Consider the following 25,833-nt stretch of genomic DNA (forward strand, 5'->3'; position numbering starts at 1 on the left):
TGCTATTAAATCGAGTAATTTAACTAAAAAAATGGATTTAGAAGCTTGATAGAAATGTCTAAAGTACTTACAAATTAGGTTAAATTCTATTTAATATTTAAATAGTTTTAGTGCATTAGTTAGCCTAACCATTTCAGCAAGTCGGGAAATTTTAGGATTTACTTAGTGATGTAAAAACGGTTGAACATTAAATTATATGCACAAAAAAATAATAGTGGTTGGCAGTTCTAATACCGATATGGTAATAAAAGCCGACAAATTTCCTTTGCCCGGCGAAACGGTGCTGGGCGGTAAATTTTTCATGAACCCGGGCGGTAAAGGAGCTAACCAGGCGGTAACGGCCGCACGTTTAGGTGGGCAGGTTACGTTTATAACCAAAGTTGGCAACGACATATTTGGGCGCCAGGCTTTGCAGCAGTTTCAGCGCGAAAATATTGATGCCCAATTTGTAACCATAGATGCGGAGCATCCTTCCGGGGTGGCGCTCATTAACGTGGATGCCAGGGGCGAAAACTGTATATCGGTAGCACCTGGCTCCAATGGTCAGTTAAAGCCTTCTGATATAGAAATGGCGCTGGAATCGGCCGAAGAAAACACCATGGTATTGCTGCAGTTAGAAATTCCGTTGCCTACGGTGGATTTTGTAATCCGGAAAAGTTACGAAAAAAAGCTCCGGGTGGTATTAAATCCGGCTCCTGCCCAAACGTTACCTGCCGATATATTTCCGCTATTATACGTGATAACGCCCAATGAAACAGAAGCCGAATTGCTAACGGGTATTAGGGTAACAGATACAGCTACCGCCCAAAAAGCCGCCGGTAAATTGCAGGACCTGGGCGTGCCTAACGTAATTATTACCTTAGGGGCCAAAGGCGCTTACCTCCAATCCAGTTCCATTTCGCAGTTAATTCCGGCTCCGCAAGTGGCTGCCACCGATACCACTGCTGCCGGCGATTGTTTTAATGGCGCCCTAACGGTAGCGCTGGCCGAAAATCAGGCTTTAACCGATGCCGTGGCTTTTGCCTGCAAAGTGGCCGCTATTTCGGTTACACGCATGGGCGCCCAGGCTTCTATTCCTAACCGCCAAGAAGTACAGGCCCTGCCTGCTGTCGATTCTCCCGCGTGAGATGTATCTCCGAACCCGATTTAAGTTCTTTCATTAACGCTACCTGATTATTCACCACCAATACTTAAATTATTATGCAAAAAAAATACCTTTTCAGGTGTGGCTTAGCTTTGGCGCTGAGTTTGCACCAGGTACCATTTGTTTTCGCCAAAAGAACTTTAGCTTCCCAAAATCAGCAGCAGGCCCCGGTTAGTGTATCCGGCCGGGTTACTGATAAAACCGGCGCTGGTTTGCCTGGCGTTACCGTTTTAGAAAAGAATACTACCAACGGCACGGCCACCGATCCTAACGGAAATTTCAGGTTAACCACCACCAAAGAAACAGGTACTTTAGTTTTTTCTTTTATTGGTTATACTACCAAAGAAGTAGCTTTTAATGGGGCCGGTACTTATTCGGTTACGCTCGAAGACGACGCGAAAAGTTTACAGGAAGTAGTAGTAGTGGGTTACGGTACGCGGGAAAAAAGTCAGTTAACCGGCGCTATTTCTTCGGTATCGGCGGCCGATATAAAATCGGTGCCGGTTGTTTCGGCAGACCAGGCTTTGCAGGGCCGCGCCGCCGGGGTAGATGTAATTGCCTCGGGGCATGCACCCGGCGCTGGGGCCACCATCCGCATTCGCGGGGTAAATTCCATTCGGGCTAATAACGATCCGCTTTTCGTGGTAGATGGTATTCCAATTTCGGGCGGAATCAGCGATATTAACCCAAATATTATTGAGTCGATGGAAGTATTAAAGGATGCTTCGGCTACGGCTATCTACGGCGCCCGGGGTTCTAACGGGGTGGTTTTAATTACTACCAAGCGCGGTAAAGAAGGCAAAACCCAAGTTACTTACGACGGCTACGTGGGCGTTTCGAGTATATTAAACAAGATTGATGTCCTGGGTGCCGAAGAATGGGTGAAATACAAAAGCGCTTCTCTACGCACCAACCAACTAGATAAACTGCTGGACCCAATTGAACTGAAGAATTACAATGCCGGCCACCAGGTAGACTGGCAGGATTTTAACTTAAGAAAAGGCCGCCAGCAAAGCCATTCGGTGGGGGTACTGGGCGGCAACCAGAAAACAAGGTTCTCCATAAGCGCTAATTTCTTAGAGCAGCAAGGTATTGTTTATAATTCCGATTTTACCCGGGGCTCTTTGCAACTAAACCTGGACCATCAGATAAACGATCGCTTCAGAATAGGTACCTCTACCTTGCTTTCCACTTCAAAAGAAAATATTATTAACCTGGGGCAGGTACTGGGGCAGTCGATGCGGATTAGCCCCTTGGGCGATATTTACAACGAAGATGGTACTTACCGGCTCTTCCCGACCAGCGAAGCTTTGTTGGGTAACCCCCGCACCGATGCCGAAAACGAAAAAAATCAGCGAGAGCGCACCCGTATTTTTAGCAGCCTTTACGCCGAGTACGAGTTTTTAAAGGGCCTGAAATACCGTTTAAATTTTGGTCCGGATATTTCTTTTGATAACCGCGGGCGTTTTATCGGGAGCTATACCAACACCTTGCAGGGCGCACCCAACCGGGCAACCAATTCTAAAGCCAATACCAAAGCTTATACTTTAGAAAACATCATTTCTTACAATAAAACCTTTCGCGAAATTCATAACCTGGATGCTACTTTACTCCATAGTATTCAGGAGCAGACTTACGAAGATAATACCATGGAAGTAATGGGGCTGCCCTCCGAAAAGATGCTCTGGCACGATATGTCAGCGGGTCAAATCCGGGCTTTCGATTCGGATCAGCAGGTGTGGTCGATTCTTTCTTACATGGCCCGCATTAACTACAGCCTGAAAGAAAAATATTTACTTACTTTAACGGCCCGGCGCGACGGTTCTTCCCGGTTTGGGCAGGATAAAAAGTTCGGTTTCTTCCCATCTGCGGCCATTGGGTGGCGCATTAAGCAAGAAAGCTTTATGGATGGCGTAGCACCTGTTTCGGAATTAAAACTACGGGCCAGTTACGGCGCCATTGGCAATACAGCCCTTAACCCGTACCAATCAATGGGTAGCCTTACGCGGCGGTCTTATTTGTTTGGTTCGGAGCCGGCACTTGGTTTTGAGCCCAATACTTTGCCCAACTTCGAGCTGATGTGGGAAACCTCGCACCAGGCCAATATAGGTTTAGATTTTGGCTTGCTGGATAACCGGATTACCGGCTCTTTGGAATATTACCAGACTAAAACCACCGACCTGCTCCTGGACCGGGCGCTGGCGCCGCACAGCGGTTTTCAGCGGGTTTTATCTAATATAGGGGCTACTAAAAATTCGGGATATGAGTTAAATTTAAGTACCGTTAACCTCGATTTACCTAATGGCTTTCGGTGGACAACCAACCTGAACGGGGCTTTTAACAAAAACCAGATTTTGGATTTATACGGCGATGGTAAAGACGATGTGGGAAATCTCTGGTTTATTGGCCAGCCCATAAGTGTGCATTACGATTTGGTGTTTGATGGCATCTGGCAGGAAAACGAAGCCGATGCCGCCAAAATTTACGGCCGCACCCCCGGTCAGATTAAGGTAAAAGACCTGAATAACGATAACCAGATTACGGCCGCCGATCGAAAAATTCTGGGCTCGCCGTTTCCGAAATGGAGCGGCGGTATCACCAATAATTTTAGCTTTAAAGGCTTCGACTTATCGGTGTTTGTAAATACCCGCCAGGACTTTATGGTGAACAGCGCCATTTACGCCCTCGACAACCTGGAAGGCCGCTACAATATTCCCACGTTTGTAAATTATTACACCCTCGAAAACCCCAGCAATGATTTTCCGCGGCCCGTTTCGGCCGGTGCCAACAACCCTAATTTAAGTGTGCTGCGGTACCGCGATGCTTCTTTTGTAAGAGTCCGGAATATTAACCTGGGCTATAATTTCTCCGAAAATTTGCTAAAAGGCATCGGCATTCAGGCTTTACGGGTTTACGTGAGCGCCCAGAATCCTTTCACCTTCACCAAATTTAAAGGTTGGGATCCGGAATCCGGCACCAGCATAGATAGCTACCCCAGTACCAAAATGGCTTTAATGGGCGTGAATGTTAGTTTTTAAGAATCGGGATTTTTAAGTTAGAGAAAATGAAAACGAAAATATATTTATTATTTATTCTGTTACTCGGGAGCCAGGCCTGCACCAAAGATTTTCTGGAAGAAGATCCCAAATCGGTTTTGAACCCAGTAAATTTTTACGTAGACGAGCCGGCCCTGAACGCCGGCGTAAATGCTGCCTATGCTAATTTACGGGCTATTTACGGCGAAAGGGAAGAACCTTTCCGGTTAACCATTCTGGGTACCGATATTTTTACGCACGGCAAAGGCACATTAGGCTTACCTTTTAACCTTTACGATCCGGATTTGAACTCCTTTTCGGGTGAAGTGGAAAATATCTGGTCTACCTGTTACAAAATCATTAATATCAGCAATACCATAATTGAGTCGGCAACAGCTATAAAAATGGATGAGAAGCGAAAAGCACGGGCCGTTTCCGAAGCCAAATTTATTCGTGCCTTAGCTTATTACTGGCTGGTGCAGCAGTTCGGCGATATTCCGTTAATGACTACCCCCACCCAGGGCGTAATAACCGAAGCTACCCGCACCCCCAAAGCCGAAGTGTATAAATTAATGGTAGAAGATTTGCTGTACGCCGAAGCCAACTTGGACCCCAATTATCCGCAGTGGGGTCGCATCCGGAAAGGCACTGCGCAGCATTTGCTAAGTAAAGTTTACCTGATTACGCAGGATTGGAACAACGCCGCCACCTTCGCCAAAAAAGTAATCGCCGACCAGACCAACTACAGCTTGGTGCCTACTTTCAACGATATTTTTCTGCATACGAACCAAACAAATAAAGAAATAATATTCTCGGTGCAGTACGAAAACGATCCGGCTAATTCGGGTGCCGGCAACCAGTCGCACTTATTCTTCCAGAATTCTTATTCCGATATTCCGGGTATGCAACGGGTGCTGCAATGGGGACGACCTTTTTCACGGTATGCGCCTACCCCTTTTCTGATGAGTTTGTTTGATGACCAAAAAGATGAACGGACTGATATCTGGCGCACTTTCGACGATTATTACTATAATAATGCGGCTACTTTACCAGCTGGTAAAAAATTAAACGACCCGGTAGATGAGATCTGGCGAGATAAAATAGAGTTTCACCCCACACTATTAAAATATTGGGACCCCACCCGGCCCAACGTAAACGAAGCTCGGGGCAATAAAGATTTTATTGTTTTTAGGTTAGGCGAAACCTACTTAATTGCCGCCGAAGCCCTGATGATGGCGGGCAATACCGCCGAAGCTGTAACGTACTTTAACGAAGTGCGCAAGCGCGCCAGTCGCCCTGGTTTTGATTTATCCATAAGTGCTTCCCAGCTAAATATTGATATGATTCTGGATGAACGGGCCCGGGAATTGGCCGGCGAGATGCACCGTTGGTTCGATTTGGTTAGAACCGGCAAAGCCCTGGAACGAATTAAAGCTCATTCTGCCGCCGGACAAAATATTCAACCGCACCATTTGCTGCGGCCGATTCCTCAAAACCAAATCGACCGCTTAACGGCTCCCTTTCCACAAAACCAGAATTATTAAATAATTTAAGAGCGGGTGCTGTTTTTGCATAAATAGCCCCCATTCTTAATTTATAGGTATTTCACAAAGCTATTGAAAGGTCCCCCTCTGGCGGGGGTAGAGGAAGGATTTAAAGATTAAAACGACAACTTTGCAAAAGTCCTGATTTATTTAAAACTACTTGCCAATAGCCTGAAACCTGAACCAAGGCAATTAAATGCTGGCGGTACTAAAAAGATTTAGTCTTGTAAAAGATTTATATTTCAAACATGAAGAAAACGCTTAATATATTATTCCTGATTTTATTCTTTTGTCATTATAATTTTGCCCAGGTCCGGGTTATTCTGGATGCCGATATCGACTCAGATGTAGACGATGCTGAAGCCCTGGCCATGGTGCACACTTTAGCCGACCAAAAGAAAATAAATTTTATCGGGGTAATTGTTACCAGCGACGACCCGTACGCCGCCGAATGCACTTCCGCCATGAATAAATATTATGGCCGACCGCGCTTACCTATTGGGGTACTAAAAGATCAGCCCAACTTAAAAAATCACTCCCGTTATACCCGCCAGGTGGCCGCCGAATTTCCGCACAAGTTAAAATCTCATGAAAAAGCCGAAGATGCCACGGTTCTCTATCGTAAATTGTTAAGCAAAAGTCCGGATTCGTCGGTGGTTATTATTACTATTGGGCATTTAACCAATCTGCAAAATTTATTAAAATCAGGCGGCGATAAATATTCACCGTTAAGCGGCAAAGAACTGGTAAACCAAAAAGTGGCGAAATGGCTGTGTATGGGCGGCCAGTTCCCCGAAGGCAAAGAAGCCAACTTTTACCGCCCCGACCCCGGCTCAACGGTTTACTGCCTCCAAAACTGGGAAAAGCCGGTAATATTTGCCGGTTGGGAAGTGGGCGAAAAAATTATAACCGGCGGCGAATATTTAAAAAACAAACTTACGCCAGTTAATCCGGTTTACCGGGCCTACGAGCTTTACAACAATTTCAAAGGCCGGGCCAGTTGGGATCAGGTGGCCGTATTTTTATTAACAGCAGAAGCCGATCAATATTTTGAACTGGTGAGAGATGGCTACTGCCAGGTAAACCTCGATGGCAGCAACCAATGGGTACCGGGCAAAGCCCAAAACCACGCCTATGTAAAATTTAAACCGGGCGTTAATTACGAAGAAATTGGCCGGCTCATGGATGATATGGCAATAAAATAAAAATATAAGTAAAAAATATTCAACCACAAGCAATTACCAGAACCTCCAACATAGTTTTATGCAAATAAAAAAAACGCTACCACTAATTCTTAGTTTAACTTTCTTATTTTTTTCGGCCCAGGCGCAATCTAAAACCCAGGCTAAAAAAGAAACCGGTAAAGCAGCCGCTGGCAAAACCGTAACCTTATCTAAAGCAGTGCTGCGCGATAAAATTAAAGGCGGCTGGGCCGGACAAACCATTGGGGTTACTTTTGGCGGCCCAACCGAATTTAGATTTAACGGCACCCTGATTAACGATTATGTGCCTATAGTTTGGTACGACGGCTACCTGGAAAAAACCATGAAAGAGCACCCAGGTTTATACGACGATGTTTACATGGACCTGACTTTTGTGGATATTTTCGAAAAGAAAGGTTTAGATGCCCCCGTAAAAGATTTTGCCGATGCTTACGCCAATGCTGGTTATATGCTCTGGCACGCCAATCAGGTTGGCCGGTATAATATTCAGCACGGCATAGCGGCTCCGCAATCGGGGCACTGGCTAAATAACCCGCACGCCGATTGTATTGACTACCAGATTGAAGCCGATTTTGCCGGGTTAATGTCGCCGGGCATGCCCAACGCCGCTTCGCAGATTAGCGATAAAATTGGCCACATCATGAACTACGGCGATGGCTGGTACGGCGGCGTATACATGGGTGCCATGTATGCGCTGGCTTTTACTTCCGATAATATTCCTTTTATCGTTACCGAAGCGCTTAAAACCATTCCGGCACAAAGTGAATTTTACCAGTGCATGAACGATGTAATAACCTGGCATAAACAATACCCCAACGATTGGAAACAAACTTGGTTTGAAGTGCAAAAGAAATGGACAAATGATGTGGGTTGCCCCGAAGGCGTGTTTGTGCCTTTTAATATTGATGCCAAAGTAAATGCGGCTTATGTAATTATGGGCTTGCTCTACGGCAACGGCGATTTTTCCAAAACCATGGATATCAGCACCCGCGCCGGTCAGGATTCTGATTGTAATCCGTCGTCGGCGGGCGGTATTCTGGGCACCGTGCTGGGCTACGATAAAATTCCGGCGTACTGGAAAATGGGGTTAGCCGCTGCCGAGCCTATCGATTTTAAATATACCACCATGTCGTTGCAAGATGTATACGAAATCGGGTACAAACATGCTTTGCAAAATATTAAACGCCACGGCGGCCGCGAAACAGCCGATGCCGTGCAAATAATTTCCCAAAACCCGCAGCCGGTCCGGTTCGAAAAAAGCTTTGACGGCCATTATCCTACTGAGCGCCGCAGTGTCTGGAAACCCTTACAAAATGAGTTTACTTTTGATTTTGAAGGCATTGGGTTTGTGGTGCGGGGCGAAGCCAAACGAATAAATAATAACTTGCCCGAAGACAAATCTTTAAAAATGGAAGTTTTTCTCGATGGACAATTATTCCAGACGGTCGATTTGCCGGTAAGTTATACCAATCGCCGGTACGATTTAGCCTGGAAATACCAATTGCCCAAACAAAAACATACCGTCCGGCTTAAGTTAGTTAATGCCCCCGAAGGCTACCAGGTAAACCTTAGCGACCTGATATTGTATGCCGATCAGCCCGCAAAAACGACTCTTCCTTAATTTAAACCTCTTCCAAAAACCTTAATCTTACCCATCCGCCATGTTTATACTGGAAAATTACGGCTTGGCCGTTGCTTTTTGTTTTGTTACCATGCTTTGCTGGGGCTCCTGGGCCAATACCCAAAAATTAGCCGATAAAAACTGGCGTTTCGAATTATTTTATTGGGATTATGTAATCGGCATTTTAATCATATCCATCCTTTTTGCTTTTACGCTGGGCAGTACCGGCAATCAGGGCCGCAGTTTTCTGGATGATATAGCGCAAGCAGATTCGGCCAATATCCGGTCGGCGCTGATTGGGGGAGCCGTTTTTAACATTGCCAATATTTTATTAACCGCGGCCATTTCTATTGCCGGCATGTCGGTTGCCTTTCCGGTGGGTATTGGCATTGCCTTAATTTTAGGTGTAATCGATAATTATTCTGATAACCCCATTGGTAATGCCACGGTTTTGTTCAGTGGCGTGGCCCTAGTGGCGCTGGCTATTATTTTAAACGCCGCGGCTTATCGGCGCTTAGCGCGTACGGCGCAAAAAGTATCTACCAAAGGCTTACTGCTGGCTGTGGTAAGTGGTTGTTTAATGGGCTTGTTCTACGGCTTTGTCGCTAAATCGATGGCAAAAGATTTTGCCCAACCCGAAGCAGGTTTACTAACACCTTATACGGCCGTGGTGTTTTTTGCCGTGGGCATTTTTTTAAGCAATTTTATTCTAAATACCATTTTAATGAAGGTGCCGCTGGAAGGAGCTCCCGTGTCGTACGCCGATTATTTCCGGGGCAGCGGCCGCAGCCATTTAATGGGTATTTTGGGTGGTGCCATCTGGTGCATTGGCATGGCGTTTAATATTATTGCCTCGGGTAAAGCCGGACCAGCTATTTCTTATGGTTTAGGACAGGGCGCTACGGTCGTGGCCGCTCTGTGGGGAATTTATATCTGGCGCGAATTTAAAGCTGCCCCGGCGGGCACGGGTAAACTTCTTAATCTAATGTTGCTGTTTTTTGTAATTGGCATAGGGCTAATTATTGCTGCCCGGGAGATGTAATGCCCTGAATTGTTTACCTCCCTTACGAGAGTATACTAAAAAGTAAAATAAATATTAATATAAAAAAGCGCCCTGTGATTATTCTGGGGCGCTTTTCTGCTTTATCTGCTTTCTATATTTGTTCGGGATAATTCATGTTTAACCCTTTATTATTCTTATTTACTCCTTAGGCAAGCACCTAAATAATAAGTGATATTATTCATGCGCTTTATTCATTGGCTTTATTGTCGCCTACGCTCCTATACTGTAGGCTAATAATAGTTAGCAAAATAAATGGCGCCTTATCTAGCGGCAGTGGCCTGTAACCGACTTGCGGTTTACGCATTTCTATAAATATTTTAGAGGTTGCAATTCTTTAAATACCTATCTGCCAAAACCTTTTGTTTTACCCACTCCTACTCCGGAAATAATTCGGTAAAAAATTGGTGAGATTCTAAAAAGTGGCCCTTTTAGTATTACAATGCGATGGTTTAAGCAGAATTAATTTAATAATATAATAAAGTAAAAAATAAGATCCCGGGGTAGGCTATGTTTAATTTTGACTCTAAAATTTTAATGTATTTAAATTAGAATAAAAAAATCTGATTATGCTTTAAACGTAAAATGGCTCCTAATATTCTGTTAACCGGCAGGTAGTACAAACAGGTTTAGGTTGGCTAAATGTCGAAAATAGGTTCGTGCATACTTTTAGTTTATAGGAGCAGGTATCTGCTAAAAAAACCTAAAATTTATTATAAATATTATTAAATTATCACGATAATTAAGTTCCGCAAAACTGAATACTGCCTTATGCCTGCGCAGTTTAATTGCCCAAATAAACTAGGCCGTTAGGGAACAGTTTATTTATGCTCAATAGCTATACGCATCATTCCAGAGGCAATAGCTAAATATTCTTTCTGATTTTATAATTGTTTGCTTAAGCGTACCTGATTGAAGTAGATTACTTTTTCTATTGCGAAAACAACCTGCGGGTAGTAAACCATATTTTCCTAAAGCGCATGAAAGGCGGTATTGTACAGGAGAATTATTTTTGCAGCGCATTTATTACCGGCAGCACAGGTTTAATTTTTACTTTCTATTTATCATAATTGCTATGAAAAACAATTTACATCTCCTATGTATAACTGCAGCGCTCAGCTGTTTGTACGGGGGTACGTTGCAAGCCCAAAGCTTCGCGTATCATCCTGGCTTATCCTCTTCTGCTTTATCTAAGCCGGTTACAGCTACTGAAACCAGTAACGCTGTTACTGCTGAACTTTATGCGGGTACAACCCAAGTAGCCGATGTGCCGGTGAAGGGTCGGGTTTCTTCGGAAACCGGTGAGCCCTTACCGGGGGTTACAGCAGTAGTAAAAGGCACTAATATTGGTACGGCCACCAACGCCGATGGTACTTATGCTTTAAGTGTACCCGATGGCAAAGGAACCCTGGTATTCTCCTTTATTGGTTTTATGACGCAGGAAATAGCTATAAATAACCACACTACCCTGGATATTATCTTAAAAGCCGATGCCAAAGCCCTGGAAGAAGTTGTGGTAATTGGGTATGGTACCGAAAAGAAAGTTAACCTGACGGGTGCCGTTTCTACGCTGGGCATGAAGCAAAAAGAAAATATGCCCATTACCAATGCCAGTCAGGCGTTGCACGGCGTTGGCGGCGTTTGGGTTAACCAGGCCGGCGGCAAACCCGGTCAGGATGCCGGCTCTATCCGGATTAGAGGGGTAGGTACCACCAACAACAACAACCCGTTGGTTTTGGTAGATGGCATTGAATATAACATGAACGATATTAACCCAGCCACCATCGAGACCATTACGGTTTTAAAAGATGCATCGGCGGCTATTTACGGGTCTAGGGCGGCCAATGGCGTTATTCTGGTAACTACCAAAGGCGGTAAAAAAGGCAAAAGTGAGATAAATTATAGCTTCTCGCACGGTATACAAAGAGCCACCTTTGTACCCGATGCCGTTTGGGATCCCATCCTTTATATGCAAAGCAAAAACCAGGCTTTGCGTAACGAAGGCAAAACCGTAGTAGATTACAGCGATGCCCAGATAGAAGAATACCGCAATGGCATGGTTACCAATCCCTATGCTTATCCTAATCGGAATTATTTCAATGAGATTATTAAAAACGGTTATCTGCAGCAACACAATTTGCGGTTCTCGGGTGGTTCCGATAAAATAACGTATAGCTTGGCCCTGGGCTACATGGACCAGGACGGCATCTTTATAGCCGCCAATCATGCCAATCGGTACTCCATCGATTTAAATGCCACCGCTAATGTAACCGAAAAAATAAAAGTAGGTGCTACCATTAAAAGTATGTACCGCAAATATACCGAGCCCGCGCAGGGGACCGAGGCTTTTGTAAACCGGTTTTTCCGGGCCTTGCCTATTTTTGCTTCTTACCTCGAAGATGGCCGCTACGGCAATACAGTTTTTACTACGCCCGGCCAAAACGTTATTGCCAACCCCCACATGATGCTAAAAGAAGGGCTTAACGAACATGCTTCGGTGCGTACGCTCGCCAAAGTTTTTGCCGATATAACCCTGCCTTTTAATTTAACTTACAGTGCCAATTTAGGCGTAGATAAACTGGATGGTGCCTCCGACGAATTAAACGGAGCTAGTCGTCAGTTTAATCCTTACATGACTACTTACCACCCAATTACCAAAGTACCCAATTTCTTTAATCCTACTCCATACTCTTACGTTTACAACCAGAATAATTTAAATCTGTCGGCTTTTCATACGCTTAGCTGGACTCAGAAACTAGCCGAGGCCCATAACCTCTCGGCGATGGGTGGTATGAGTTACACCAAATTTGATAATAGCTTTTCTTCCAGCCAGGTATACGGTTACTTCGATAACACCCTGACCGATATTAATGCCGGTTCTATTAACCCGCAGGTAAGTGGCCGCCGTACCGAAGATGTATTGTTATCTTATTTCAGCCGGGTTGGTTATGACTACAAAGAAAAATATTTATTCGATGCGACTATCCGCCGCGATGGCTCCAGTCGCTTTGGTAGAGGAAACCGGTGGGGTACGTATTATGGCGTTTCGGCCGGCTGGAGACTCGATCAGGAGGCCTTCTTTAAAAATATAGGTAGCTTAAGTTTTGTCGATTTATTTAAAATCAGGGCTTCTTACGGTGAACTGGGCAACCAGGCTGTGCCATTATATAGCAACCTTACTACAGTAAATCTAGGTTCTGATTATGCTTTCAATAATACCATTGCCGCCGGAGCAGCCGTTACCAATGCCGTAGACCCGGGTATACACTGGGAAACCACACATACTTATGACATCGGGGCAGATTTTTCGGCCTGGAATGGCCGGCTAAATGTATCGTTTGATGTTTTTAAAAAGCGGACCACCGATATTTTACGGCAAGTTAATATTCCGGCCCAAGTGGGCGGTTTAACCGGTCCCCAAAGTAATATTGGCGTTGTAGATAATGATGGTTATGACATTAGCGTATCGCACCGTAACACCATTGGGGCTTTTTCTTATGATGTAGCCGGTGAATTTGGTTATGTAAGAAATAAGGTAGTTGATTTAAATGGCGCTAAGCAAATAGGCACCCGGCGCATTACCATCGAAGGCTATCCCCTTGATTCTTATTATTTATACGAGGTAGAAGGGTTCTTTCAGAACCAGGATGAAGTAAATAGCAGTGCCAAAATCAGCAATGCCGTAAGACCAGGTTACCTGAAGTACAAAGACCAAAACAACGATGGCAAAATAGATGGCGAAGACCGCATTATAACCGGCAGCACCATTCCCAAATATACTTTTGGGTTCAACCTCAATGTCCGTTATAAAGACATTAGCCTAAACTCTTTCTTCCAGGGCATACAGGGCGTAGATTTATACCCCACCGCTAACCTGGCTACGCCTTTTAACAACGGGGCCGGCGTAACAAACGAATGGATAACCAACTCCTGGACGCCGGATAAACCAAACGCGAAATTCCCGCTTTTAACCACTGCTACCGGCGCTACCGAAAATTTCCAACCTTCTACTTTCTGGTTGCGCGATGGCTCTTATCTGCGGTTAAAAAATATTCAGTTAAAATATAATTTGCCGGCTACCTTTATTTCCAGGTTCCATTTAAGCAATCTGGGTGTATTTGTAAACGGCGAAAACATGCTCACCTTTACCAAATTCCGGGACTTCGACCCTGAGAAAAATATTACCCAGGATAATTTATATGAATATCCTTCGGTAAAAACTTTCAGTTTTGGCATTAACGCTACTTTTTAATTATTCATCCGGATTTTAACCCTGCATACCATGAAAAAAATATATAGCCTTCTTTTAAGCAGTGCGCTTTTGCTGGGCTGTTCAGAAGATTTACTTGAGACCCGACCGTACGACCGCTATACCGAAGAAACTTACTGGACTTCGGAAAAAAATGCCGTAGCCGCTTTAAACGGTTGCTACGCGGTATTAAAAGAAGACGGTTTGTTTGGCGGTACAGCCACCCCCCTGTGGGAAGAAACTGCCACGCCCAATGCCTACAACTACGATAATTCCTTTGGCTTTAATGTAATTGCTTTAGGTACCCACACCGCCAGCCCGGCCAGTACCGCCGAAATTATTAATAATCGTTGGACGGATAGTTACCGCGGCATTGGCCGTTGCAACACCTTGCTGGCCGAGATTGACAAGGTGCCCATGAGCGAAACCTTAAAAGCGCAAATGAAAGCCGAAGCCCAATTTTTAAGAGGCTTGTACTATGCCATGCTGGAAATGTACTACGGTGGTGTGCCCTTAATTCTGGATAAGCCCAATACTGCCACCCAGGCCGCCCTGCCGCGCAATACCCGCGAAGAAGTAGTACAACAAATATTAAAAGACCTCGACGAAGCCGCCGCCGTTTTACCCGCTAAATATGCCGCCGCTGCCGATAAAGGCCGGGCTACCAAAGGTGCCGCTTGGGGCATTAAAGCCCGCGTTTTATTATTCGAGGCTAGCCCGCTTATAAATACCACCAACGATTTAGGCAAATGGACTACTGCGGCCAATGCCGCCAAGGCTGTTATGGATTTAGCGCCGCAAGCCGGCTACGATTTATTCCCGAACTACCGCACCTTGTTTTTACCGGCCAACGAAAACAACCAGGAAGTACTATTTGATGTGCAGTTTAAAGCCCCGGAACAAACCGGCAATTCTTTCGATTTAATCGTCCGGCAGTTTAATACCAACGCGCCGCTCCGCAATTTAATAGATGCTTATTACATGAAAGACGGCTTACCCATTACGCAATCGCCGTTGTATAACCCAGCCAAACCGTACGAAAACCGCGAACCCCGTTTTTATCAAAGTATTGTTTACCCCGGCGATATGTACATGGGCGCACCCGTTACGGCTACCAATCCGTTTAAAATAACCGGTTATACCTTTAAAAAATACGGTATTTACGACCGCGAAGCCGGTGGCGCCATATTAAACGCCGGCCAATCCGAAACGAATTACATGGTAATGCGCTATGCCGATATTTTACTCATGTATGCCGAAGCCCAGAACGAAGCCGCCGGACCCGATGCCAGCGTTTACGCGGCTATTAACAAGGTGCGCCAACGCGCCGGTTTAGATCCATACCAAGTACCATCTGGCAAAACCAAGGAAGAAATGCGCGAAATAATCCGGACCGAGAGAAGAATAGAACTGGCTGGCGAAGGCTTTTATTACACCGATATTCGCCGCTGGAAAACCGCCGAGCAAAATATGAATGCAACTATTTACAATTCGCAAAACCAGGCTATTGTAAAAAGAACGTTTAATGCGGCCCGCGATTATTGGTGGCCGGTTCCGCAAACCCAACGCGATTTAAATCCTAACTTAACCCAGAACGCTATTTATTAAACCGGCTATGGCAAACTGTTCTTGGTTTAAATGCTGGCTTTTAGGGATATTCTGTTTGGGGTTGGCGGCCGGGCAAAGCCAAACCCAAAAGAATAATTCCGAATTATTGGTTTGCGGCGATAGCTTGGTACTGGTAGTAGATTACCAACGCTCTAAAGACAGTATTCCGGCCGTAGTTTGGCAATGGGATGCCCGCACCGCCACCGGTTTACCCGAAAAATACCGCACCACTTATTTCCGGACCGTAGACGATAGCAAAGTAGTGGCCAAGGGGAAGCAAATATTGATTTCTTCTTCGTCGGGCGGTGTGGCCCTGGTAAACCGTGCTGATAAAAAAGTCCTTTTTTACGCGTACGTGCCCAATGCACATTCAATAGAGCTTTTACCCAACAACCGCGTAGCCGTAGCGGGTTCTACTGCCAAAAAGAATGGAAATTGTGTAGCGTTGTTTAACATCAGTCAGCCGGAAAAAGAAATATTTAGAGATAGTTTATTTTCGGGCCACGGCGTGGTTTGGGATGATAAAAGACAAGTTCTTTATGCGTTGGGTTATAGTGAACTGCGGCAGTACAAATTACAGGATTGGAATACCTCGGCCCCGAAATTAAAATTAGATAAGACCTGGAAAATTCCCGGTGAATCGGGCCATGATTTACAACTTTCGCCGGACGGCAACGCCTTATACCTGACCGAACACACCAGCCCTTGGGTATTTAACCTTAAAACTGCTGTCTTTACCAAACTGCCCGAATTAGCCGGCACCGCTAATGTAAAAAGCTTCGGGAAACACCCCCAAACCGGCCAACTCCTATTTACCATTCCGGAAGAAAGCTGGTGGACGTATCATGTTAAATTCCTGAACCCCAGCAAAAGTTTGGCTTTTCCGGGTATGCACGTGTACAAGGCCCGCTGGGCTACCGTCAGTAACTAACAAAACCAATTCGTTCATTTTAGCTCTTGCCAACTTTAATGTTTAAAACAGCCTTTACGCTTGTTTCATGCTTAGTCAGAATATTTATCCAACTAATATTTAAAGAACCTACCCATGGTAAAATATTTAAATTTTAAGCGAATACCACCGGTATATTTACTCCTGCTGGTATTTTTCTTAAACGTACCTGTAACCTATGCGCAAACCAGTAAAAGCACTTCTTCAGTTAAAAAAAAGCCTAATATCATTTACATCTATGCCGATGATTTAGGGTATGCCGAACTAGGCGCTTACGGTCAGCAGAAAATTAAAACTCCTAACTTAGATAAACTGGCCAAAGAAGGTATGCGGTTTACGCAACATTATACCAGTACCCCGGTTTGTGCGCCGGCCCGCTGCATGCTGCTAACCGGCCGCAATGCGGGTAAATCTTATATCCGGGGCAATTACGAGTTAGGCGATTTTTCTGACGATTTGGAAGGCGGCCAGATGCCCTTACCGGAAGGCACTTTTACCATTGGTCACTTAATGCAGCAAGCCGGTTATAAAACCGGGGCCATTGGCAAATGGGGCCTGGGGATGCATAACAGCACCGGCGACCCGAACAAACAAGGTTTCGATTATTTTTACGGCTACCTCGACCAAAAACAAGCCCACAATTATTACCCGACACACTTATGGGAAAACGGCAAATGGGATAAATTAAACAACCCGGTCATGGACGTGCACCCCAAGCTAGCCGAAATAGGCAAAAGCCCCAACTTTGACCAATATATTGGTAAAGATTACGCCTTAACCAAAATGGGCGACAAAGCGGTGCAGTTTATTCAGGAAAATAAAAACCGGCCCTTCTTTTTGTACCTACCTTTTGTAGCCCCGCACGTATCGTTGCAGGCCCCGCCCGAAGCTGTAAAAGAATATATCGGTCAGTTTAAAGAAGAGCCTTACCTGGGCGAGAAAGGCTACATTCCGGTAAAATATCCTTTATCTACTTACGCTGCCATGATTACTTACCTCGACAAACAAGTGGGCCGGGTACTGGAAGTTATAAAACAGCAAGGCCTCGACGAAAATACGCTTATTATGTTCTCGAGCGACAATGGTACTACTTTTAACGGCGGCGTACAGGCAGCCTTTTTTAACAGTGTGGGGCCATTCCGGGGTCTAAAAACCGATTTGTACGAAGGTGGCATCCGGGAGCCTTTTCTGGCACGCTGGCCCGGTAAAATTGCCCCCGGCAAAGTAAGCGATTTAATATCGGTGCAGCACGACATGATGGCGACCTTTGCCGAAATATTAGGTGTAAAAGCTCCAGCCAACGATGGCATTTCTTTGTTGCCTACTTTACTCGGAAAAGATAATTTGCAGAAAAAGCGCGATTACCTCTATTTTGAATTTCCGGAAAAAGGTGGCCAGGTGGCTATCCGGATGGGCAACTGGAAAGGCATTAGGACCAATGTCCGGCAGGATAAGAATGCGCCCTGGCAATTATATAATTTAAGCACCGATATGGGCGAAAAACAAGATGTGGCCGCTCAAAATCCAGAACTAATTAAGCAATTTGCGGCCATTGCCCAAAAAGAGCACCGTTGTTCGCACATAAAAGAATGGGAATTTGTTGATCCAAAATTTACCTTAAAAGCTACCGGAGATTAACTATTTGGCTTTCCCGCTTTATTTTAGCTTCAAAAGCCTAAACCATAAACTAATAAAAAAGAAAGGCTTTGATAAATATCAAAGCCTTTCTTTTGATAGCTAAGTTTTACTTAGTAACCCGGATTTTGCGGGGCCAGGTTAGGATTAATCTGAAGTTCGGTCCGGGGAAGGGGCATCAGGTAGTCGCGGCTAGCTGAAAAATTAGGATGGGGCTCCAAGGAATTAGGACCTTTGAAGACAATATCGCCCAATTGCCGGCGCTTTATATCATACCAACGTTTGTATTCAAAAGCTAGCTCCAGGCGTCGTTCCTCTAGTACCAAATCAATAAACTGACTTTTATTCATACCAGCCGTTAAACTTACGTTTTCAGGAAAACTATTTTGCTGACCGGCAGCATTGCGAGCCCGGGTTCTTATCTGGTTTATATACCCAATGGCTTCGGCATTAGGTCCATTACTCACTTCTGCCAAAGCTTCTGCAGCAATTAACAGGACCTCGGCATAACGCATAGCGGCATAATTTTGATCCGAATCGCGGCCTTCTGAATTGGAAGTGCCGGCAAAGCGGGCATATTTGGCAATGTGCGGACGCTTGGTATTTGGAAATTGGGTGTAAGGTTGCATTACCCCACCTATCAGAATGCTTTCGTCGAAACTTACTTTTTTTCGGTAATCACGCGCATCCCAGTTGTTAAATACGGCTATCGACGGCACACATACACTCCAGCCACTCCGGGGGGCATCGCCTCCTCTTACGCCGGTCATAGGAGGCATAATATCATCATTGGCTCCGCCCGAACCACTTTGCAGGCCCAGGAAATCAATGGCAAAAATATGCTCTTTTAAGTTGCCCGGCTGGGGTGCTTTAAACAAATCCTGGTAATCGGCAATCAGATCATAATCAAAACGCCCTTTGTTATCAATTACCCATTTGGCTTCGTCGTAGGCACCTTTATAATTCTGCATGGTTAAGTGTACCGAAGCTAAGTAAGACGCAGCGGTTCCTTTAGATGGCCGGCTGCGTACATTCCCGTTTGGTCGGTCGGGCAACCATTGTTTGGCAAATTCCAGGTCAGCTAAAATTTTAATATATACTTCGGCCTGTGGCGTTTTGCTAATAGATTTTACTGTATTAGGATCAGTAATAAAAAAATCGATATATGGAATATCACCAAAAACCTGCACCAGATGGAAATAGCTGAAAGCCCGAACGAAACGTGCTTCGGCAATTAGCGGATTAATCTGGTCTTCGGGTAACTTCAGCGATTCAGCGCCTGATATAGCGGCATTAGTAGCGCTGATTACCTGGTACCAATAAGGCCAGAATTGGTTCACCATGCCGTTGTTATCGTCCATATTAAAATCGTTTACCTGTTGCCTTTCGGCTGGTGTGCCCCGGTCACCTATATCTACCATATCGCTCCGGAGCATTAAGGCACTTACAAATTGCCGGCCATAAAGCCGTTCGCTGGCAATCCAGCCGTAAGCACCAAAAATAGCCGTTTCCACATCTTTGGTGTTGTTAAAAAAACCTTCGGGTGCCAACAAACCAACTGGTTTTTCTTCTAAATCGGCACAACTGAAAAGAAGGCCGGTAAGGGTAAACAGAAAAAATTTATTTATAGAAATTTTCATTTGCTTTATCTTAAAAATACTGTTTTAAAAACCAATATTAAGCCCAACGGTATAAGATTTGGCATTCGGATAACTACCATAATCCAAGCCCAGGTTACGGTTACTATTAACACTGCCTTCTGATGAGTAATTTACTTCCGGGTCATAGCCTTCGTATTTGGTAAAGGTCAAAATATTTTGAGCACTAATATAAACCCTTAGTTTATTAATGCGCAGGGTCTCCAGAAGCGGTTTAGGCAGATTATAACCCAAAGCCAGGTTCTTTAAACGCACATAACTGCCATCATAAACCCAGCGGGTAGAAAGCCGGCGGGTACGTCCGGTGGCTGCTTTCGGTACATTAGTATTGGTATTCGTAGGTGTCCAACGATTTAAAGCCGCCGTAGTAGCATTATTTATACCCGACAACAGGTTCAACTCCATGAGAGTATAACTTAAAATATCGTTGCCTTGCGAACCCTGGAAGAATACATTTAGGTCGAAACCTTTAAAACTAAAATCATTATTCAGCCCCCAGGTAAATTTTGGGTTTGGATTGCCTATAATGGTGCGGTCATCGCTGTTTAATGTACCATTGGGCTGACCGGTTAAATTACCCTGCGCATCTTTGCCGTTAATATCCCGGAATTTTTCACCTCCTGCCACTTGCTCAAAGCCTCCGCCGGGTATAAAGTTATCGCTTGTTTGGTAAACGCCGTCGTAAATCCAGCCATAAAAACTCCCTACCGGATAACCTTCCCGTAGAATCTGGGTTTCGCCTAAGCCAACTAAATGCCCCGGACCAGAAGCATATAATATTTGATTGCCGCCGGGTAATTTCAGCACTTTATTGCGGTTAGTTGATACGTTAACATCAGTACTCCAAGTGAAGGCACCCGTCAGATTTCTGGTATTCACGGTAAATTCAAAGCCTTTGTTTTCTACCGAACCCAGATTCTGCAATTGGCTCGGGTAACCAGTATATTGCGGCAAAGGCACGCTAAACAACAAATCATCCGTTACTTTCCGGTAATAATCTACTACAAAATTTAGCCGGTTATTAAATAATCCCAGGTCCAAACCTATATCAAGTTGTTTGGTAGTTTCCCAGGTCAGGTTTTCGTTGGCTACGGAGGTAGGCCGTACGGCTAATACTGGTTTACCATCGATAATGGTATAAACATCTGAGAACCTGGCTAACGTTTGGTACGGGCTAATACCCTGGTTACCGGTATGGCCGTAACTAACCCGCCACTTTAACTGGCTTATCTGAACCATATTAGCCATAAAAGATTCGTTAGACATTTTCCAGGCAAAAGCTCCGGAAGGGAAAGTAGCCCATTTATAATTTCTACTAAAGTTAGAAGAACCATCCCGGCGGATCGTAGCCGTAAACAGATACCGATCCAATAAAGAATAATTTAATCGGCCATAAACAGAACTTAACTGCGATTCAATAAGACCAGAAGTGGGGCTTTGCCTAACGGAAGATCCACCCAGGTTCCAGTAAGAAACCGCATTGGTTGTAAATGATTGGCCTGCCCCACCCCAGTTCTCATTGTTGGAGGTTTGAAAAGAATAGCCGCCCATAATAGAAAAATTATGGATGTCGCCGAACGTTTTACTGTAAGTTAAGTAATTCTCGTTCAAAATTAGGGTATTCTTCGTTCCATCTACGGTTGCCTCACCTCCTACCGAGCGGCCCACATTTAGGGTAGTAGGTGTAAAAGTACCAACTCGGCCATTGCTGGTAGTGGCCCCAAGAGTAGTCCGGAACTTTAAATCCTTAAATATATCGTACTCGGCGTATAAGTTTCCTTGTACCCGATCTGTAACCGATTCGTTTACCAATTGTGTAGCAATCGCATACGGGTTATCAATCGGGTCGCTTAGCCGGGCAATGGTAAATAAGCCATTAGCTCCATAAATAGGCTGGTCGGGCTCAAATTTAAAAGCCGAAGCAATTACCCCAGGCGTAAGCCCACTGGAACCTTCCTGGGTTCTGGCCTGGTTCCGGTTAACTCTTTGGGCAAAAAGGTTAAGCCCAATTTTAAGCTTTTCACTCGCTTTTATATCAACATTACTGGTAACCGAAAACCGATCGTAACCCGAATTCAAAATAATTCCTTTCTGATCGTAATAAGCGCCCGATAAGTAATATTTTACAGCATCGCTCCCCCCCGATATTGATAATTGGTGGTTCTGAATCCCACCTCTTCTGAAAATTTTATCTTGCCAGTCGGTATCAGCACCAGCCGATTCAAAAGCCGGCTTTACTTCTTTAATATACTCGGTAAACTGAGCGGCATTCAATAATTCTAAGCGGTTAATTTCAGTTTGCGTAGAAAATGCCGTGTTGTATTCAATTCTGGGTTTGCCGGTTTGTCCTTTTTTAGTCGTGATCATTACCACGCCATTGGCCCCACGCGAGCCATAAATAGCAGTTGCCGAAGCATCTTTTAACACCTCTAACGATTCTATGTCTTCCGGAGGAGGCAAAGCGCCGCCTACAAAACCATCTACTACATAAATAGGATCGCTGCTGGCATTAATGGAACTCCCGCCCCGAATACGCACTTTAAAGGTAGAACCTGGCTCGCCGTTATTGGCCTGAATTTGTACACCGGCCGATCGGCCCTGCAGAGCCTGTACAGTACCAATAGACGGATAAGCAGTTAATTGTTCTGATTTTACAGATGATACTGATCCGGTCACATCACTTTTCTTAACGGTACCATAACCCACTACTACTACTTCTTCCATAGCCTTGGCATCCATAGCCAAAGTAACGTTTATAGTAGTACGATTATTTATGACAACCTCTTGAGTGGCATAACCAATGTAAGAAAACACCAGGGTGCCGTTACTATTTGGCAAATTAATAGAATAATTTCCCTCTACGTCAGAGGTGGTGCCTACAGTAGAGCCTTTTAGCACAATTGTAACCCCTGGTAGCGCTTCACCGGTATTGCTGCTAATCTTTCCTTTGACGGCAATACCTTGAGCAAAAGCCCCCGCCACCAGAAAAAGGAATAATGGCAAAAGGGTAAGCCACTTTACTTTAAAAGATAATTGTTTAACCATAATTTTTGGGTAAATAGGTGGATTTGTAGTAATTAAAAGATAAAAAATAAAAAGTTTTTCAGTTGTTTATAGCACCAGATGCTTCTGTACTCTTCTTCTAAAAATTTTGTTTTAATCAAGATAATAAAAAGGTAAACGCATAATTTTATTTAGCAGGTTGCTTATTATACTTACTTAAGAAATACAGGTAAATTTGATAAATTACAAAGGCATGGGCGCAAGCAATTTAATTAATTATAACCAGTTTATAAATATTAAAACAGGTTTTGTCGGCGCATACCTAGTTTTTTTTTATGATCCGGCCTACAGACAGGCAATAATCAGATACTTGTTTCGGAGGAATTTTCCCGCTTTATACGTTAGTTGGTTGCCATTAATGACAGACAGAATATTTTTTAAACCAGCCAGCATTTATTTACCGGCAATATTTATTCTGAGTAAAAGATTGAACTTGGCCATGCCAGATTAGACTTGAACAAAAGAGCAAAACAGCCATTTAACCAGGAGGGTAACGTACGCGCGCATCCAGTGCTATGGCCCTAGTAATTATACAACCAGGTAAAATATAAACCTTTTGTTAAAAAATGTTTACACAAAGGTAATGGTACAATCAATTATTAATTGCTGAAACCAGAAAATAAACCGTAATTTTAAACCCGAAATCTTTATTAAGTGAAAGCAAAATTTTTAGTTCTGATTTAATCAACTTTTACAGTTTATGCGTATGGCTTTTTAATAACCAGCATTTATTACTGGAAAGCCACAAAAGTTAGTGCCAGTTAAGGCAATATAATACAAATCGTGGCATAAAGTCAGATACTGGTTAGAAAGAACCTATTTTAATTCGTAATTTGAGGCCCAGGCGCAATTTTACTTCATTTAATAATTTTATGAAATAATTATACGGTTTACGTAATAAGAAAATTTTAAAAGTTATTAAAAGTTAACCGAAGTAAACTTAATTTTCTTTTGGTCATGGGAATTTTAGAGAAAGAACTGTTTAATAGCAGGTTCTTCGAAAACTGGCATCTTCACTTCAACAAATTAGAAGCTTATCTTCAGAAAAAAAAGACGAGCCAACTGCCAGTTCCCGGTGATTTAGACGAAGAAGTACTCAAGTGGCTCGAAATCCAAAGAAAAATTAAAGACAAACTTCCGGCCGAACTAAAAGAGAAATTTACCGCTTTAGAAGCCGACTTATCGGAGTTTGATAATAGCTGGGACCACCTGTATCATCAGTTAACGCAATTCTACAAAGAAAGTAACCACTTAGCCCTGCCCGATGATGCCAAACACGAAGTTTTAAAAGATTGGCTGCTGCGGCAAATTCAGAATAAAAATTACCTTTCCGAAGAACAGTTTAATCTCCTGGACAAGTTAGGCGTTGAATGGGATTTAACCTTTACCCGCGACCAGCGCTGGAACCTGATGTATGCCAGGCTAAAAGAGTTTTACCTAACCTACGGGCATGGCCAGGTGCCGCAAAAATGGGAACAGGATAAAACTTTGGCAAACTGGGTGCGCGTACAACGTACGCTAAAAGCAACAAATAAATTACGGCCCGACCGGGAAGCAAAACTGAACCAACTGAATTTTGTTTGGCACATTCAGGCTATTTACGATGCCCAGTGGCAGCAGTATTACCAACAACTGCTGGCGTTTTACCAACAACACGGCCACTGCCGCGTACCCGGTAAATTTAAACAGCTAACCAGTTGGATTGAAAACCAAAGAACAAACAAAAAGAACAAAATATTATTGCCCGAACGGGAGCAGTTGCTAAACGAAATTGGGTTTATCTGGAGTTTTTCGAACATTAAAAAGAACCAATGGAACGAAAAGTACAAACAACTCCGCGCATTTAAAAAGAAACATGGGCACAGTTTTGTACCCGTAAATTACAAAGAAGACAAAGCCCTGGGTACTTGGGTAGCCTCCCAACGGCGGTTAGAAGCTAATGGACAATTAGGCCCTGAAAAGAAAAAGAAGTTAGACCAGTTAGGATTTGTGTGGCACACCGATACTTTAAAACAATTAAAATCTAAGTACGATGCCCAATGGAACCTTAATTTTGAACGCCTGAAAATTTACCGCCAGGTTTACGGCACCTGTCAGGTTTCGTTAAAAATTAACCCGGTTTTACAACGCTGGACCCGCTGGCAACGGAAATTATTTTACGAAGGCAACTTATCGGAAGAAAGATTGGCCAAACTAAACGAAATACGGTTTCCGTGGAATGTACAGGAAGGCTACTGGATGAAAATGTACGAGGCACTAGCTGAATTTAAAAAACAATTTGGTCATACGCGCGTGCCCCACCAATGGCCAGAAAATCAGCAGTTAGCCGCCTGGGTGTATCGCATGAAAATTGCCAAACCCGAGCTTTCGGCCCAAAAAGTAGAATTATTAGACTTACTGGGCTTTGATTGGAAAGTAAGCCGCAAAACCGTAGTTGCCTGGGAAGAAATGTACAACCGTTTGCTACAGTTTAAACAGGAATTTGGCCACACCCGCGTGCCGGTTAAATGGAGCCGAGATCCCAAATTGGGTAAATGGGTAAGCCGCATGCGCCAGGAAAAAGATAAACTACTCCCCGAACGCGTTAACTTGTTAAATAAAATCAATTTTGATTGGGGTAAGCAGTTTGTTTTAGGCCAGGACTAAACATTAGTGCCTGTATAGCGTTGTAGCCCCAAAATAATCCCTAATTCCATTAGATTAAGTACAATTTAATTAATCATTGCCAGGATTGGAGCGCAAAGGGATGTTGGCCTTAGGTTAAGCGGATTAATTTATGAGCCTTGTAAATTAAAACAGAATTTTAGGGTTTGGCATTAAAAATAAATGGCGGTCTTAAATGAGTGGGATTTATCTTTCGTGATCCCTAGAGACAAAACTATAACCGTTAATTAAATAATTAAAACTTTTTAGCTGTAATAACATCCCCGAAGGCAGGTAGCCAAAGTACATTAAGGCAGTTCCGCCCTATTATGTTCGTTCTCTATTTGCAATCAAGCAAACTGTCTCAAACAGCCTTTATATTGACGCAAATACCTTTCTAG

Annotated in this window: 13 protein-coding genes; 11 read left to right on the plus strand and 2 right to left on the minus strand. The window is 44.0% G+C overall.

Annotated elements, in window-relative coordinates:
* Positions 1-196: 196 nt before the first annotated feature.
* The 10 genes from rbsK to ACO1R6_RS00595 all read left to right on the plus strand — a co-directional run bounded on the left by rbsK (position 197) and on the right by ACO1R6_RS00595 (position 18,071).
* Positions 197-1,126 (plus strand): ribokinase, encoded by a 930-nt coding sequence (rbsK, locus tag ACO1R6_RS00550; protein ID WP_486261401.1) that lies wholly within the window; start codon positions 197-199, stop codon positions 1,124-1,126.
* 74 nt (positions 1,127-1,200) lie between these two features.
* Positions 1,201-4,182 (plus strand): SusC/RagA family TonB-linked outer membrane protein, encoded by a 2,982-nt coding sequence (locus tag ACO1R6_RS00555; RefSeq protein ID WP_486261403.1) that lies wholly within the window; start codon positions 1,201-1,203, stop codon positions 4,180-4,182.
* A 26-nt stretch (positions 4,183-4,208) separates the two neighbouring features.
* Positions 4,209-5,723: a RagB/SusD family nutrient uptake outer membrane protein gene (locus ACO1R6_RS00560; protein ID WP_486261406.1), complete on the plus strand. Its 1,515-nt coding sequence runs from the start codon at positions 4,209-4,211 to the stop codon at positions 5,721-5,723.
* A 248-nt stretch (positions 5,724-5,971) separates the two neighbouring features.
* A complete protein-coding gene (locus ACO1R6_RS00565) occupies positions 5,972-6,928 on the plus strand; it encodes a nucleoside hydrolase (protein WP_486261408.1) in 957 nt (318 codons plus the stop codon).
* A gap of 58 nt (positions 6,929-6,986) precedes the next feature.
* Positions 6,987-8,567, plus strand: coding sequence for an ADP-ribosylglycohydrolase family protein (locus ACO1R6_RS00570; protein ID WP_486261410.1), 1,581 nt, complete (start codon positions 6,987-6,989; stop codon positions 8,565-8,567).
* Between the two features lie 40 nt (positions 8,568-8,607).
* Positions 8,608-9,609, plus strand: a complete 1,002-nt coding sequence (locus tag ACO1R6_RS00575) for a GRP family sugar transporter (RefSeq protein ID WP_486261412.1) — start codon at positions 8,608-8,610, stop codon at positions 9,607-9,609.
* Positions 9,610-10,702: 1,093 nt separating this feature from the next.
* Complete coding sequence (locus tag ACO1R6_RS00580; protein ID WP_486261414.1) at positions 10,703-13,879, plus strand: SusC/RagA family TonB-linked outer membrane protein; 3,177 nt, start codon at positions 10,703-10,705, stop codon at positions 13,877-13,879.
* 30 nt (positions 13,880-13,909) lie between these two features.
* On the plus strand, positions 13,910-15,484 hold the full coding sequence (locus ACO1R6_RS00585) for a RagB/SusD family nutrient uptake outer membrane protein (RefSeq protein ID WP_486261416.1): 1,575 nt from the start codon (positions 13,910-13,912) through the stop codon (positions 15,482-15,484).
* Between the two features lie 7 nt (positions 15,485-15,491).
* Entirely contained in the window at positions 15,492-16,415 is a 924-nt protein-coding gene (locus tag ACO1R6_RS00590; protein WP_486261418.1) for a DUF6528 family protein, read from the plus strand.
* A 114-nt stretch (positions 16,416-16,529) separates the two neighbouring features.
* Positions 16,530-18,071 (plus strand): arylsulfatase, encoded by a 1,542-nt coding sequence (locus ACO1R6_RS00595; protein ID WP_486261420.1) that lies wholly within the window; start codon positions 16,530-16,532, stop codon positions 18,069-18,071.
* A 110-nt stretch (positions 18,072-18,181) separates the two neighbouring features.
* On the opposite strand, the gene ACO1R6_RS00600 is transcribed toward ACO1R6_RS00595, so the two are convergent.
* Positions 18,182-19,708, minus strand: a complete 1,527-nt coding sequence (locus ACO1R6_RS00600) for a RagB/SusD family nutrient uptake outer membrane protein (protein WP_486261422.1) — start codon at positions 19,706-19,708, stop codon at positions 18,182-18,184.
* A 24-nt stretch (positions 19,709-19,732) separates the two neighbouring features.
* Positions 19,733-22,771 carry a SusC/RagA family TonB-linked outer membrane protein gene (locus tag ACO1R6_RS00605; protein WP_486261424.1) on the minus strand — a complete coding sequence of 1,013 codons (3,039 nt, stop codon included), beginning with the start codon at positions 22,769-22,771 and terminating at the stop codon, positions 19,733-19,735.
* Between the two features lie 975 nt (positions 22,772-23,746).
* Between ACO1R6_RS00605 and ACO1R6_RS00610 the strand changes: the two genes are divergently transcribed.
* Positions 23,747-25,435, plus strand: coding sequence for a helicase associated domain-containing protein (locus ACO1R6_RS00610; RefSeq protein WP_486261426.1), 1,689 nt, complete (start codon positions 23,747-23,749; stop codon positions 25,433-25,435).
* Positions 25,436-25,833 lie beyond the last annotated feature (398 nt).

It is taken from the genome of Adhaeribacter sp. (assembly GCF_057359045.1).

Excerpts from the sequence above, each read along its gene's own strand:
- ACO1R6_RS00595 (WP_486261420.1), top strand. The coding sequence starts at position 16,530 with ATGGTAAAATATTTAAATTTTAAGCGAATACCACCGGTATATTTACTC.
- ACO1R6_RS00590 (WP_486261418.1), top strand. The coding sequence starts at position 15,492 with ATGGCAAACTGTTCTTGGTTTAAATGCTGGCTTTTAGGGATATTCTGT.
- ACO1R6_RS00560 (WP_486261406.1), top strand. The coding sequence starts at position 4,209 with ATGAAAACGAAAATATATTTATTATTTATTCTGTTACTCGGGAGCCAG.
- rbsK (WP_486261401.1), top strand. The coding sequence starts at position 197 with ATGCACAAAAAAATAATAGTGGTTGGCAGTTCTAATACCGATATGGTA.
- ACO1R6_RS00575 (WP_486261412.1), top strand. The coding sequence starts at position 8,608 with ATGTTTATACTGGAAAATTACGGCTTGGCCGTTGCTTTTTGTTTTGTT.
- ACO1R6_RS00570 (WP_486261410.1), top strand. The coding sequence starts at position 6,987 with ATGCAAATAAAAAAAACGCTACCACTAATTCTTAGTTTAACTTTCTTA.
- ACO1R6_RS00585 (WP_486261416.1), top strand. The coding sequence starts at position 13,910 with ATGAAAAAAATATATAGCCTTCTTTTAAGCAGTGCGCTTTTGCTGGGC.
- ACO1R6_RS00600 (WP_486261422.1), bottom strand. The coding sequence starts at position 19,708 with ATGAAAATTTCTATAAATAAATTTTTTCTGTTTACCCTTACCGGCCTT.
- ACO1R6_RS00605 (WP_486261424.1), bottom strand. The coding sequence starts at position 22,771 with ATGGTTAAACAATTATCTTTTAAAGTAAAGTGGCTTACCCTTTTGCCA.
- ACO1R6_RS00610 (WP_486261426.1), top strand. The coding sequence starts at position 23,747 with ATGGGAATTTTAGAGAAAGAACTGTTTAATAGCAGGTTCTTCGAAAAC.
- ACO1R6_RS00580 (WP_486261414.1), top strand. The coding sequence starts at position 10,703 with ATGAAAAACAATTTACATCTCCTATGTATAACTGCAGCGCTCAGCTGT.
- ACO1R6_RS00555 (WP_486261403.1), top strand. The coding sequence starts at position 1,201 with ATGCAAAAAAAATACCTTTTCAGGTGTGGCTTAGCTTTGGCGCTGAGT.
- ACO1R6_RS00565 (WP_486261408.1), top strand. The coding sequence starts at position 5,972 with ATGAAGAAAACGCTTAATATATTATTCCTGATTTTATTCTTTTGTCAT.